This window comes from Cytobacillus sp. FSL R5-0569 (assembly GCF_038007265.1).
GTDB classification, from domain to species: Bacteria; Bacillota; Bacilli; order Bacillales; family Cytobacillaceae; genus Cytobacillus; species Cytobacillus kochii.
Genome location: NZ_JBBOWW010000001.1, coordinates 3,467,005 through 3,481,813 on the forward strand (window position 1 = coordinate 3,467,005; position 14,809 = coordinate 3,481,813).

Annotated in this window: 12 protein-coding genes; 1 reads left to right on the forward strand and 11 read right to left on the reverse strand. The window is 36.1% G+C overall.

From position 1 onward, the window contains the following. Positions 1 to 143: 143 nt before the first annotated feature. The 7 genes from pnpS to MKX78_RS17570 form a co-directional block, all read right to left on the reverse strand. Positions 144 to 1,904, reverse strand: coding sequence for a two-component system histidine kinase PnpS (pnpS, locus tag MKX78_RS17540; protein ID WP_095372314.1), 1,761 nt, complete (start codon positions 1,902 to 1,904; stop codon positions 144 to 146). Then, positions 1,901 to 2,614: a response regulator transcription factor gene (locus MKX78_RS17545; protein ID WP_307312682.1), complete on the reverse strand. Its 714-nt coding sequence runs from the start codon at positions 2,612 to 2,614 to the stop codon at positions 1,901 to 1,903. The genes pnpS and MKX78_RS17545 overlap by 4 nt, the downstream gene beginning before the upstream one ends. 174 nt (positions 2,615 to 2,788) lie before the next feature. Next, positions 2,789 to 3,262, reverse strand: coding sequence for a MaoC/PaaZ C-terminal domain-containing protein (locus tag MKX78_RS17550; protein WP_095372313.1), 474 nt, complete (start codon positions 3,260 to 3,262; stop codon positions 2,789 to 2,791). Between the two features lie 206 nt (positions 3,263 to 3,468). After that, positions 3,469 to 4,416: a malate dehydrogenase gene (gene mdh / locus MKX78_RS17555; RefSeq protein WP_233435212.1), complete on the reverse strand. Its 948-nt coding sequence runs from the start codon at positions 4,414 to 4,416 to the stop codon at positions 3,469 to 3,471. A gap of 205 nt (positions 4,417 to 4,621) precedes the next feature. After that, the gene (gene icd / locus MKX78_RS17560; protein WP_180317068.1) at positions 4,622 to 5,893 is read right to left on the reverse strand and encodes an NADP-dependent isocitrate dehydrogenase; all 1,272 of its coding nucleotides are present in this window, start codon (positions 5,891 to 5,893) and stop codon (positions 4,622 to 4,624) included. Between the two features lie 149 nt (positions 5,894 to 6,042). Continuing rightward, on the reverse strand, positions 6,043 to 7,161 hold the full coding sequence (citZ, locus tag MKX78_RS17565; protein WP_307312681.1) for a citrate synthase: 1,119 nt from the start codon (positions 7,159 to 7,161) through the stop codon (positions 6,043 to 6,045). Positions 7,162 to 7,553: 392 nt separating this feature from the next. Then, positions 7,554 to 8,009 (reverse strand): DUF441 domain-containing protein, encoded by a 456-nt coding sequence (locus tag MKX78_RS17570; protein WP_095372309.1) that lies wholly within the window; start codon positions 8,007 to 8,009, stop codon positions 7,554 to 7,556. 209 nt (positions 8,010 to 8,218) lie between these two features. On the opposite strand from MKX78_RS17570, the gene ytvI reads away from it, so the two are divergent. Then, positions 8,219 to 9,340 carry a sporulation integral membrane protein YtvI gene (gene ytvI, locus MKX78_RS17575; protein ID WP_341051728.1) on the forward strand — a complete coding sequence of 374 codons (1,122 nt, stop codon included), beginning with the start codon at positions 8,219 to 8,221 and terminating at the stop codon, positions 9,338 to 9,340. Positions 9,341 to 9,509: 169 nt separating this feature from the next. On the opposite strand, the gene MKX78_RS17580 is transcribed toward ytvI, so the two are convergent. The 4 genes from MKX78_RS17580 to pfkA all read right to left on the reverse strand — a co-directional run bounded on the left by MKX78_RS17580 (position 9,510) and on the right by pfkA (position 14,658). Next, positions 9,510 to 9,899 carry an FxsA family protein gene (locus MKX78_RS17580; RefSeq protein WP_095372307.1) on the reverse strand — a complete coding sequence of 130 codons (390 nt, stop codon included), beginning with the start codon at positions 9,897 to 9,899 and terminating at the stop codon, positions 9,510 to 9,512. Between the two features lie 114 nt (positions 9,900 to 10,013). Further along, the gene (locus MKX78_RS17585) at positions 10,014 to 11,645 is read right to left on the reverse strand and encodes an SLC13 family permease (protein WP_341051730.1); all 1,632 of its coding nucleotides are present in this window, start codon (positions 11,643 to 11,645) and stop codon (positions 10,014 to 10,016) included. A gap of 263 nt (positions 11,646 to 11,908) precedes the next feature. Then, positions 11,909 to 13,669 (reverse strand): pyruvate kinase, encoded by a 1,761-nt coding sequence (gene pyk / locus MKX78_RS17590; RefSeq protein ID WP_095372305.1) that lies wholly within the window; start codon positions 13,667 to 13,669, stop codon positions 11,909 to 11,911. A gap of 29 nt (positions 13,670 to 13,698) precedes the next feature. Continuing rightward, the gene (gene pfkA, locus MKX78_RS17595; protein ID WP_095372304.1) at positions 13,699 to 14,658 is read right to left on the reverse strand and encodes a 6-phosphofructokinase; all 960 of its coding nucleotides are present in this window, start codon (positions 14,656 to 14,658) and stop codon (positions 13,699 to 13,701) included. Positions 14,659 to 14,809: the final 151 nt, after the last annotated feature.

Genomic DNA, 14,809 nt, shown 5'->3' on the forward strand with positions numbered 1-14,809 from the left:
GACTAGAACTTCTTTCTAAAAAAAGAGAGAGCGGGGTAGCTCTCTCTTCTTCACATCATGTGATGAAGGGGTTTTACAATACTAATTGTAACCCCCTATTGTTAATGGCATAAAAAAACAATGTAAACTTTTTGTAAAACTCTTTATTCGCTATCAGGTAACTTCTTATAAAACGTAAGTAAAAAGGCCGTGCCCTTTCCACTCTTGCTTTCAACAGAAATCAATCCTTTATGTGCTTCTAGTAAATGCTTCACAATTGCCAGACCAAGACCTGTACCACCTGAATTTCTACTCCTTGCTTTATCTACTCGATAAAACCTTTCAAAAATTCGCGGAATCTCACTTTCTTTAATGCCTATCCCCGTATCAATTATTTTTATATACACTTTTTGTTGATCTTCTGTTACACGAATAGACACTTTACCTTCATTTGGTGTGTAAGAAATAGCATTGGAAACAATATTAAGGAATATTTGCTTGATTCTGTTAACATCAGCTTCCATTTCGATTATTTCATCTTCACATTTATAATCTATGGTAATTTCTTTTTCCTCCGCACGTCTTTTAACCATCATTACTACTTCATTTAAGACACCAATAATATTCACCTCTTGTATAGAAAGGTGAAATCCTTGTTGCTCAATTTTTGATAAATCAAGCAAATCTTGAATGAGTGTTTGCAATCGTTCACTTTCTTGGAGGATAATCGTTAAAAATTGTTTAAGGGCATCTTGATCATCCATTGCCCCGTCTAAAAGCGTTTCTGAGAACCCTTTTATAGAAGTTATAGGTGTTTTTAATTCATGTGAAACATTCGCAACGAAATCTCTCCGCACCTGCTCCAATTTCTTTATCTCAGTAATATCATGGAAAACCAAAAGTACACCTTTCCATACATCATTCGTGCCGATAATCGGAACACCGTAGACTTCGAAATGTTTTCGATGAATACCAATAAGGATTTGTATTTGCTTTCTTACCTTTTGTTCTGTCATAAATAATTCTTCAATAAGCTCAGTGATTTCTTTATATTCAATGACATTATAATACAGCTCGTCCATGTATTCTGTCACATCAGCATGAAAAACTTCTCTATATGTACGATTCACAAGGTTAATATAACCCTTACTATCTATTAAAATTAATCCACTACCCATGTTTTCAATGAGTGTACTGAGTCTATCTTGATGCATCTCTCTCGATTTCTCCATATCTTGCAAATTACGTGCAAGAATATTAATTGAGCTATTTAACTTACCTGCTTCACCGACATCATTATCATACGTTCTTGCCCGATAATTCCCTTTCGCTAACTCAATAGCGACTCTCGTTGCAGAATCAATCGGTCTTGTATATCTATTCGTAATAGCGGCCCCTAAGAATATAATCAAAATTAATGCTAGGCTAAGACAGATAATTAGGATCCACCAGATTTGCGAGTAACCACTTTTTACTTCATCTATTTCGGCACTTAAAAATAAATAATACGAATTCGTACCTTCATTTAATTCCTTCCAAAAGTAATGATAATCGTCGCCTACGACTTTACCAGCCTGCCCATCAGAGTCAGGTGCACCTAATATTTCACTTATTGTCTTACGGTTTTTCAATTGAATATCTTTATTCACGCTATCAAATATCACTTGATCATTTGCATCGGCAATAGTAACATTAACACCTAACCAGCTAGCAAACTGGTCGACCTTCTCTTGAGTAAGTTGTTCAATTCCACCTATTTCCTCAATCTGGCCTGCTACTAGCTGAATCTCTTTAGATAAGCGTTCATCTATAACATTTATATAATAGGATTTAAATAGCTGACCTAATAACAAGCCTAAACAAAGTAAAACAGCGATAATCAACGTAATGATAGCAAAAAATAGTTTTGAACGAAAAGTTTTCATTCAGGCTTAGGCTCCTCTAGCTTATAACCAAGCCCACGAATCGTTTTAATATATGTTGGTTTTTTTGAATTTTGCTCAATTTTATCTCTTAAGTGACTAATATGAACATCTACAATCCTTGTATCACCCGCAAAATCATAATTCCAAACAGCACTCAGCAATTGATCGCGTGTTAATACTCTACCTTTATTTTTAGCAAGATATAATAGTAGTTCAAACTCTTTTGGTGTCAGCTCAAGTAATTCGTCTAGATAATAGACCTCATATCTATCTGGATAGATTTTCACTCCAGCTATACGTATACTATCATCCTCATCTTCTGAAACAGGTTCGTCAAATTGGGCTTGTGACCTTCTTAAAATGGCCTTTACCCGCGCAACGACTTCTCTCGGACTAAATGGCTTTGTCATATAATCATCTGCACCTAACTCTAGGCCAAGAACTTTATCGAACTCATCGTCTTTTGCAGTTAACATGAGTATTGGTGTATTCACTTTCTTTTGTCTAATTTGTTTACACACTTCAATTCCATCCAGCTTAGGTAACATCAGATCTAACACAATCAAATCTAGCTGTTCACTTAAAGCAAGATTTTTGCCTTCTTCTCCATCAGATGCTGTTAGTACTTCATAACCTGCTTGTTGCAAATTATATTGTAGTAACGTTACAATTGACTGCTCATCATCAACCACTAGAACTTTTTTATCCATAAAAGCCTCCGATAAATAGATTCCCCATTAGTATAAACCAATTACTTTAGTAAAACCCCTTATATAAATGTATTATAATATAAAAAAGAAAAAAAAGCGTGCCCACGACAAAAAACTAAGCAGTATAAATTACTTTTGCTTAGTTTTTTGGTCAACTATCCTTACAATTCATGATTAGAAGTTTTCTAGCACTTTACTGTTGAGACTCTCAAGTGGATAGGGTGGACATACTTTCATTCGGCCATATAATACTGTTTCATTTTCTTCATTCGTTGCTTGTACCTTCATTTCAATACTATGTTTCTCTTCATCCACATGAATTACTTCCATCAAGAATTCAATTGTAGAATAGTGATAAACAGGTTTAACATATTCTAACTCTTGCTTAAGTATGTGGCTACCCGGTCCAGGGAGATATTTTGAAACACTAGATGAGACCATACCATTCAGCATAATATTGGGTACAATTGGTTTTTTATAAGGCGTTTGTGAAGCATAGTCATGCTGTAAGTATATGGGATTGGCATCATCTGTTAACCCTAGATATAATAATAAATCCCTATCTTCTATTTTTTCCGTAAAGGTCAGCTTCTCTCCAACCGAAATTTCCTCAAGTCTTCTACCTATTTTTCTCTTCTTCCCTAACATGGATGCACCTCCGATTTTTGTAACCGCTTGCAAAAGATGAAAATACAAACTAATTTTTCTGTTTATTTATAATTATATTAACATTTTATTTTAATAAGTAAAAGAAAAATAGTAATAATAATTTTCTTTCTATTGTAAAGTTAACAAAAAATAAGCGAAGCTCAGGTAAAAGACGGAACTTCGCCAACAAGTACTTTCTTTATAGATTAGTTTTGTGACAATATCGATATCACCTGACGCACCGACTCAGCTGACTGATCTAATGCAACCTTTTCTTCTTTTGTTAAATCTAATTCGATGACTTTTTCGATCCCATTTGCACCAAGGATTGTTGGCACACCTAAATAAATGCCCTGATAACCAAACTCTCCTTCTAAATAAGCGATTGCAGGAAGTATTCTTTTTTGGTCCTTGATCATAGCCTCTACCATTTCTACTAAGGCTGCTGCAGGTGCATAGTATGCACTACCATTCCCTAATAAACTAACAATTTCTCCTCCACCCTTTCGCGTTCGATCGACAATTTGTTCTAAACGATCTTTGGAGATTAATTTTTCTAAAGGGACACCGCCTGCATATGAATACCTAACAAGTGGAACCATATCATCACCATGACCTCCGAGCACAAACCCTGTTATATCTTTTATGGAGATCTGTAACTCTTGAGCTACAAACGTACGGAACCTGGCACTATCGAGCACACCCGACTGGCCAATAACTCGGTTTTTAGGAAAGCCTGTTTCTTTAAATATTGTATAAGTCATCGCATCCACAGGATTTGATAACACAATAATAAGCGAATCGGGAGAATACTGTGCAATTTCCTTCGCTACATTCTTCATAATCGTTTCATTTGTTTGAACTAGATCTTCCCGGCTCATCCCTGGCTTTCGTGCAATTCCAGCAGTAACCACGACGATATCTGAATCTTTCGTATCTTCATAGTTTGCTGTACCTAAGATATTTGCATCAAATCCTTGAACTGGACTTGCTTCTAACATGTCTAAAGCTTTTCCCTTTGTCGGATTTTCCATTTGGGGAATATCAACTAATACAACATCTGCTAATTCCTTTTGTGCCAATAAAAATGCAGTCGTCGCTCCAGTAAAACCGGCTCCGATAACAGAAACTTTCTTACGCTTGAGTGTAGACACTTGCAACATCTCCTTATGTATTCATTTACAACTATTCAATTTATAACCGCTTCTTGTGAGATTAAAACATGAGGAAACAACTTAATTTCATATATGATGGAATTTATCTTCCACTGAATTTTACATCACAATCAATAAGGATGAGGTTTTTAAATAAAAAGAAAGCAGGCTCAATTTTTAAATTGAACCTGCTAGATCAAGTTAATTAGTCCATGTTTTTGATTAGGACGTCACCGAATTCAGAACATTTCACTTCAGTAGCTCCGTCCATTAGACGAGCAAAGTCATAAGTTACAACTTTAGAAGCAATAGATTTTTCCATAGATTTTTCAATTAAATCAGCCGCTTCATTCCAGCCTAAATGTTTAAGTAAAAGCACACCTGAAAGAATAACAGATGAAGGGTTTACTTTGTCTAAACCTGCATATTTAGGAGCTGTTCCGTGTGTAGCTTCGAAAATCGCATGTCCAGTTTCGTAGTTGATGTTTGCTCCTGGAGCAATACCGATTCCACCAACTTGTGCTGCTAACGCATCAGAAATGTAGTCACCGTTAAGGTTCATTGTTGCTACTACATCAAATTCCGCTGGACGAGTTAAGATTTGTTGTAAGAAGATATCAGCAATTGCATCTTTAACGATGATTTTACCAGCAGCTTCAGCATCAGCTTGCGCTTTGTTTGCTGCATCTACGCCACTTTCATCTTTAATGCGGTCATATTCAGCCCATGTGAATACTTTATCGCCGTATTCTTTTTCAGCTAGTTCGTAACCCCAATTTTTAAATGCACCTTCAGTAAATTTCATGATATTACCTTTGTGTACAAGTGTTACTGATTTACGACCTTCGTTGATTGCATAGTCAATTGCAGAGCGAACTAGACGAGTTGTTCCCTCTTGAGAAACAGGTTTAATACCGATTCCAGATGTTTCTGGGAAACGAATTTTATTGACACCCATTTCATCTTTTAAGAAAGAGATTAATTTGTTTACTTCATCTGTACCTTTAGCATATTCAATACCTGCATAGATATCTTCAGTATTTTCACGGAAAATGACCATGTCAGTATCTTGTGGGCGCTTAACTGGTGAAGGAACACCTTCAAACCAGCGTACTGGACGCAAGCATACGAAAAGATCTAATTCTTGACGCAATGCAACATTTAAAGAACGAATTCCTCCACCAATTGGTGTTGTAAGTGGTCCTTTAATGGCGATTAAGTATTCATTAATTACATCTAAAGTTTCTTTTGGTAACCATTCGCCTGTTTGGTTAAATGCTTTTTCACCAGCTAAAACTTCTTTCCAAGCAATTTTACGCTCACCTTTATATGCTTTTTCAACCGCTGCATCTAAAACACGAGAAGCAGATGCCCAAATATCCGGCCCAGTTCCGTCACCTTCGATAAAAGGAACGATTGGTTCATTTGGTACATTTAAAACACCATTATTTACTGTAATTTTTTCTGCTGCCATAATAATTTCTCCCTCCAATTTCCTTGTGTTAAAAGTAACACATCACAAACTTACCAGAATCAAAGGCTAGAAGGCAAACCCTCTAACCTTTCAGTAGCTTGCTTATCTTTATTTATTATTATCATCTGTTTTGAAAAAACTCAATAAAAAGTTTACCCTCTTTGTTCAACAGGAACGTAAGCTTGCATTCCTGGACCTGTATAATCAGCACGTGGACGGATTAAACGATTATTAGAGTATTGTTCTAAAATATGAGCTAACCAACCAGAAACACGGCTAACTGCAAAGATTGGTGTAAAGAGATCGTGATCGATACCTAAGCTGTGGTATACAGATGCCGAATAAAAATCAACATTAGGAGGAAGATCTTTTTCTCCAGTCACAATTCCTTCAATTTTTGTAGACATTTCATACCAATGTGGTTCGCCTGTCAATTCTGTTAATCTCTTAGACATTTCTCTTAAATGTTTCGCTCTTGGGTCGCCTTTTCTATATACACGATGACCGAAGCCCATTATTTTATCTTTATTCGCTAATTTTTCACGAATAGCAGGTTCAACATTATCTAATGTACCGATTTCTTTAAGCATTTTCATTACAGCTTCGTTAGCACCACCGTGTAGAGGTCCTTTTAATGCACCAATAGCTGCTGTAATACCTGAGTACATATCAGATAATGTCGCAACACAAACGCGAGCTGTAAAAGTAGACGCATTTAATTCATGATCAGCATGTAAGACAAGTGCTTTATTCATTGCTTCAACTGCTACATCTTCTGGTTCTTCCCCATTTAACATAAACAAGAAGTTAGCAGCAAAACTTAATTCCTTTTTAGGAGCAATTGGCTCTAAGCCTTTTCTCACACGCGCAAACGCAGCAACAATAGCTGGCACTTTTGCTTGTAAACGGATGGCTTTTCTATAGTTCGCATCCTCTTCCATTACATCTGCTTCTTCATCATAGAGACCAAGAAGAGATACAGCGGAGCGAAGAGCTGCCATCGGATGAACTTGATCAATTGGATAAGTCTTAAAATGAGCAAGAACCTCTTGTGGCAAATTCATATTTTCTGCCAATTGTGCTTTTAATTCATCTAGTTGTGATTGTGTAGGTAATTTACCATGCCATAATAAATAGATGACTTCCTCAAAACTAGCATTTTCTGCCAAATCATCAATGTTATAGCCTACATATGTTAAAGTATCATCAATGATTGAACTGATAGCAGATGTAGTAGCCACTACACCCTCTAGACCGCGTGTCGCTGTCATAACAAACCATCTCCTTCTTTGAAATATTTTCCCCAAACCCTCTGTCTGCATGAATCTTATTCATTAAGTTGTTATCAGATAAACCTGATAGCTCTATTGGCTATTGTAGCCGATTTAATCCAGCTAATATGTATTAAGCTGGGAGACAGACTAAATGATATTCTTAGTCAGATTTCCATCTGACTGAACAATCTCTGAACGTATGCTCAGTACAAACATGTACAAACATTAATGAAAGAAAATGCTTACATTTTCTTTTTGGTATAAAGTATCTACTATTTTCATAGACTCAACTATCAAACCTATTTGTACATGTATATTATAAACAATTATCTGACTTTTGTGAAACGAAAAATTCATAAAAATACAAGTGATTGATAGCTTTCTACCAATTATTGAATATACTCAAATATCTTCATGAATAAATAGGCGATACCCGCTCCGATTAGCGGACCGACTGCTACTCCTTTAAATAATGTAATAGCTAGAATTGTTCCTAGAACAAGAGCAGTCGTAATATGTGGATCTTCTGATAGGAGGGTAAGCCCACCCTTTGCTAATAATGCAACGATAATGCCTGATATACAAGCAACCCAAGCATAAGGTGATTTAAATGCATCTGCTAGATCTTTGAACCCGATTGCTCCACTTGCAATAGGGGCTAAGACAGCAATCGTAATAATCGTTACACCCCAATTAATACCCTTACTTTGGATAAATGAAAACACTTTTAACTCTGTTCCGACTAATTTTAACAATAGGAGGACAGCAATCGCAAATATAAGAGATTGATTTTTAGCCACAATACTGATAGCTAAAAGCAGTAGTAAAAACAGGAATGACTCCATATTCTATCTCACCTTCCTGTTAATGATGTTATTTTAACATAATTTCGAAAAAAGATAAAATTAATTTCTAATTTGCTCATTTCGCCATTAAAGATAATGAGGACAAAAGAGCATATTTTAGGTTAAAAGATTAAAATTAGCGTCTAGAAAACAATGTCAGATTATTCAACCTTTTTCACTTAAAATACATTAAGGAGGAGCGCCAAACAATGACAAGTGCCCTACATTACCAAATCATGAGATTCTTTTTTGTCTTAGTCATCATATTTACTTTATTATTTGCTAGTTTTTACTTGTCATCCATTGCTTATCCTTTTCTAATTGGGTTAGGTATTGCATACATCATTAATAGGACAGTCAATTTTTTTCAATATACATGTAAAATACCACGATCTTTTTCTGTTTTCATTTCTTTAACATTACTAATAGGCGTCATTCTGGGCGGCGCAGTTATTTTAATCACTGAATTGGTCTCTGGGGCAGCTCACCTATCAAAAGTTGTGCCAGCACATGTACAAGTGTTTATTACACATATAGAACACTGGATCGCCAATCAATTTATGCCTGTGTTAAATAAACTAACCAGTTTATTTAACCATCTCGGAACAGAACAACAAGCAAGCGTTATGGCCAATATAGAAGAAATAGGTAAGAATATAGGACAATCATTAGGACTTTTTCTACAATCCTTTTTTGAAAAGCTGCCTGCGTTATTCTCATGGATACCTAATGCAGCAACTGTCATTATTTTTTCTCTTTTGGCTTCATTCTTCATTAGTAAAGATTGGGAAAGAATAAAACTATTTTTTCTTAATCTGGCACCTGAATATGTAAGACGCAGTAGCATTACCGTCTTCACTGACCTGAAATCTGCCCTTTTTGGCTTTATAAAGGCACAAGCAACTTTAATTTCAATAACTACTCTTATCATCTTGTTGGGCTTATTAATATTAAACATAGATTATGCGATGACAATCGCCATTATCGCCGGTATGGTTGATATTCTTCCTTATTTAGGAACAGGTATCATCTTTATTCCATGGATTATTTATTCCTTTTTAATTGGTGAAACGACCATTGCAGTTGGACTTTCTATCCTGTACGTGATTATTATCGTTCAAAGACAAGTGATGGAACCAAAGATTTTATCTTCCAATATTGGTTTAGATCCATTGGCGACTTTAATCGCTTTATTTATTGGCTTTAAACTATTTGGATTCCTCGGGCTGATTATTGGTCCAATTATTCTTGTCATCCTTTCTACTTTGTACAGAGCAAAAGTATTCACAGATATTTGGTTTTATATAAAAAATGGAAGAGAGGAGAAATAGAAGTCAGCCATTATAATAGATGCTAAATTTGAGGTACTCCTTTTTGAATCTCGACTACAAACCTACTTCTCGCCAATGTAAAAATCCGAACATAAACGAATTGGAATATGTTCGGATCTCTTTTTGTCTATTCTTTTTTTAATATATGGGATCACCTTTGTCTAAATGCTCACCATTTTATCACTTTGATGTTACCATGGTTAATACGCCTTCTAAGGAAGTGATACAAAATAATTTTTAATTTATTTCTTATAAAAGGAATTAATAAAAGAACACCTATGAAATCTGAAATAAATCCTGGTAACACAAGGAAAATACCTGCTATGAATATACAAAGACCGTCTAGCATAGAATCACCCGGCATTTCCCCACGGCGCGTTTCCATCTGTACCTTTTTCATTACTTCCATCCCTTGCCTTTTTGCTATATAAACGCCAAAAACGCCAGTCAATATAATTAGAAGAAATGTCACGGCCACACCTAAAGCCTTACCGGCAAGAAGCAGTACAACAATTTCAATCGCCGGGATTAAAATTAGCGGTAATAATATATAGCGCATTTAGCCACCTCATTATATTTTATATATATAATGATATCAAAATTATGGGCTCGCGAGAAACATAACACATTTCCATCATTGGAAATTCCCACTTTATAAATTTTAGAACAAATGCTACTTAAACGAATTCGGGAAAGTACCTATATCGATACCCCATGCAATTGGCATATAGAAATAAATCATTACACCAACAAAGATAATTGTAAAAATACTTAACCAAAAACCGGATTTAGCCATATCACCTATCTTTAAATAGCCAGATCCAAAGACAATAGCATTAGGCGGTGTGGCAACAGGGAGCATAAACGCACATGAAGCAGCAATTGCAGCAGCTACCATAAGCGCATACGGATGAAGGTCTAACGCTAATGCTAAAGATGCCATGATAGGGAACATCATTGTAGCTGTTGCCGTATTAGATGTAATCTCAGTTAAGAATGTCACAAGTGCTGTTACGCATAGAATGACAATAACAAGATGCACACCCTCAAGAACGGTTAATTGCTCTCCAATCCATGTGGCTAAACCTGAATCCTTAAAGCCTTTGGCGATTGCTAATCCCCCACCAAATAGTAATAATATCCCCCAAGGAATATTCAATGCATCTTTCCAATTTAAGAGCTGAGCATCCTTACTACTTTTCGATGGTAAAAGAAATAGAATAATCGCTGCAGCAATCGCTATAATCGTGTCGTCAATTCGGCTCATAAAATCAAAAGGAATGAACGATCTTGTAATCCACGCAACCGCAGTAGCAAGAAACACTACTAATACTAATTTTTCCTCAAAAGATATATTTCCTAATCGTTTTCTTTCAGAAGAAATGATTTCTTTACCGCCTGGAAGCTCCTTGATTCTCATAGGAAAAGCCATTTTAACTAAGTAAAACCAGGCTACAAGTAATAAAATAGCCGCAAAAGGAACCCCAAATAGCATCCATGTAGCAAAAGAGATATCAATCCCATAAATTTCTTTTACAACACCTGCAAAAATCATATTTGGAGGTGTCCCAATTAAAGTACCTAAACCACCAATTGAAGCTGCATAGGCAATCCCTAGCATTAGTGACTTACCAAACCGGTTAGCAGATTCTCTTTCCGACTTCATGGAATCGTTTACATGCGTAATAACAGCAATGGCAATCGGCATCATCATCATGGCAGTTGCAGTATTCGATATCCACATTGAAAGGAAACCTGTAGCCACCATAAACCCAAGAACAAGCCTAGATGTACTAGTACCAACCACAGTAATGATACCAAGTGCAATTCTTAAATGGAGATTCCACTTTTCCATCGCAATGGCGATAATAAAGCCACCTAAAAATAAGAAAATGGTATTATCCGCATATGAACTCGTAATTCCTTCTGTCACTGCACCAGTAACGGGAAAGAGAATGATTGGCAATAGTGAAGTTACTGGTATTGGTATGGCCTCTGTAATCCACCAGACAGCAACCCATAGAGTACTTGCTAGCACAGCTTGGGCTTCTCTTGACATTCCTTCAGGTGAAACAAATAGGAGCGTTAAAGCAAAAAGAATGGGCCCTAATAATAATCCTATATTCTGTTTATTCGTTCTTTTTCTCTGTTTCGGATTCTCTCCATTATTTTCACCTGATTGCTTCAATTCATTTGATTGGTTCTTATCAGACTGGTTCTTCACTGAGAATAACCGTAATAAGTCCTTTATTTGATCATGCAACCTCCACATTTCCATCCAAAACCCTTGCATATAATTCAGCATATCCTCACCACTCCCTTTAATTATGTATTTATTTTTTTTTCAATATTTCTATTCAAAATAATTTAAGAGATATGTTATCATTATAAATGTGATATATTATATTTAATATTATGTTATACTAATATAACGATATTGGCAACAATTATATTCTATTTTGAGTTAAAAATTTAATTAGGTTATCTAAATATCTTTTCAACCTTATTTTTCAATCTTATATAAAAAAAAGAACTGCCGATTAATAATATCCGACAGTTCTTCTATATTTATAAGACACTCGCATGGCCGTTATAAATGACACCTCTTTGTGAGTCTACTGTAATGTCTTGACCGTCCTTAATTAATTTTGTAGCCATATCTAAACCGACAATAACCGGAATACCAAGGTTTAAACCAATTACAGCACCATGGCTCGTTAGACCACCTTCTTCAGTAATTAGAGCACTACATTTTTCAATAGCTGGGACCATTTCACGATCAGACCCAATTGTTACGAGTATTGAGCCTTCTGTAACCTTTTCCATTGCTTCTTTCGCATTGCGGGCAATAACTGCTTTACCAAATGCTGACTTTCTGCCAATACCTTGAGCTTTTGCAATGATATCGCCAACTACATGAATTTTCATTAAGTTTGTTGTTCCTGCTTCTCCAACAGGAACTCCAGCTGTTATAACAACAAGATCCCCCGAATGAACGATTCCTGTTTGTAGACTTTCTTCTACAGCTATATCTAGCATATCATCGGTTGTCTTAGCTTTTTGGCCAACTTGCGAATATACTCCCCATACAAGTGATAAGCGACGAGAAACGTATTCATGTGAAGTGACAGCTACGATTGGATTCACCGGTCTGAACTTAGCAATCATTCTAGCTGTATGTCCACTCTCTGTAGGTGTGATAATGGCGCTGACTCCCAAGTTTAGTGCTGTATGTGCAACAGATTGGCCAATGGCATCGGTCACATTATGTTTATTATTTTTACTTCTTTGAGATAAAATTTCTCTATGATTTAAGGCTGTTTCTGCACGAGAAGCGATATTATGCATCGTTTTAACTGCTTCTACTGGGTAAGAACCCGCTGCTGTTTCCCCTGATAACATGATTGCATCCGTGCCATCAAAAATGGCATTAGCAACATCACTTGCTTCCGCACGAGTTGGGCGAGGGTTTCTTTGCATGGAATCTAACATTTGTGTTGCTGTAATAACCGGCTTTCCAAGCTCGTTGCATTTTTTAATTAATTGCTTTTGTACAAGCGGTACTTCCTCCGCTGGAATTTCAACACCTAAATCTCCACGCGCTACCATTAAACCATCTGACACTTCTAGAATACCTTCAATATTATCAACGCCTTCTTGGTTTTCAATTTTGGGGATAATATGAATATATTCTGCATTATTTTCTTCAAGTAATTGACGAATTTCTAAAACGTCTGATGGTCGTCTAACAAAGGAAGCGGCAATAAAGTCAACTTCTTGCTCAATTCCAAAAAGAATATCCTTGGCATCCTTTTCTGTGATGCCAGGGAGGTTAACTGAAACACCTGGTACATTCACACCTTTTTTATTCTTTAACGTACCGCTATTTAAGATTTTCGCATGAATTTCTTTTTTCTCTTTATTGATAGCATTGACTTCCAAAGCAATCAACCCATCATCTAAAAGAATACTAGAGCCGATGTGGACATCATCAATGAGGCCACTATATGTAACAGAGAATATGTCTGTTGTCCCTTCCACTTCATTCATACTCACAATGATATTGTTACCCGCTTCTAATTCAATCGCACCGTCTTTCATATCATTCGTACGTATTTCTGGACCTTTTGTATCTAATAGGATTGCAACTGTCTTTCCAGTTTGCTTAGATGCTTCACGGATATTAGCAATTCGCTCACCATGTTCTGCAAAATTTCCGTGTGAAAAATTTAATCTTGCTACATTCATGCCAGCATTTATTAATTCAATAATTTTTTCAATACTTTCACTAGCTGGTCCAATTGTACAAACAATTTTCGTTTTACGCATATTAATATATACCTCCTAATTATGTACGCTTAAATTGAAAGCTCTCTTGATAACTCGTATAGGTCTAAATCTAACCTATTATGTTGACTTAAAACATCACGCAAGCTATTAGCTACGACTTGGTTATTATTCAAACCAACTGCTTGTCCACCTTTTTCTTTGGCAAGTAATTCCACTGCATGAGCACCTAAACGACTAGCTAAAACACGATCAAATGCCGTTGGAGATCCGCCTCGTTGGATATGACCAAGAACAGACACTCTCGTTTCAAGTGAGGTTGCACTCTCAACTTGTTTTGCGAATTCTATACCACTACAAACACCTTCAGCCACAATGATAATACTATGCCTTTTTCCTCTATCAAGTCCACTTTTGAGTTTTGTTGCAATTTCATCTATATCGTAATTTACTTCAGGAATAAGGATTGTTTCTGCTCCACCAGCTAAGCCTGCCCATAAGGCAATATCGCCTGCATCTCTACCCATTACTTCTATAATAAAGGTCCTTTCGTGTGAACTCGCTGTATCCCTGATTTTATCTATGGCATCAATGACTGTATTTAATGCTGTATCAAATCCAATAGTATATTGTGTACCTGCAATGTCATTATCAATCGTTCCTGGTACACCTACACATGGAAAACCTGCTTCAGTGAGGGCAAGCGCTCCTCGATAAGATCCGTCTCCACCAATCACAACTAGACCTTCTATTTGATGTGCCTTTAAGTTCTCTATTCCCTTTTGTCTTCCTTCTTCTGTTTTAAACTCTTCACATCTTGCAGAATAAAGAATCGTACCGCCACGATGAATAATATCACCAACAGATCCTAATTCTAGCTTTTCTATATTACCATGAATTAGACCAGTATAACCGCCATAAATACCATATACCTCGATACCATCATGAATGGCTTTTCTAACAACTGCGCGAACGGCCGCATTCATTCCAGGTGAATCTCCTCCACTTGTTAATACACCAATTCTTTTCATTTTCTCTATCACCTCTATTATGGGAAAACAATTTGTATTCTATTAATATGAACGAACCTAGGGGAAAGGAAAAAAGAGGACCTACAAAAGGTTAATAAGCTTCTTCTACTGTTAAAATAGCACGAAAAAATAAACATCACAATTATAATTT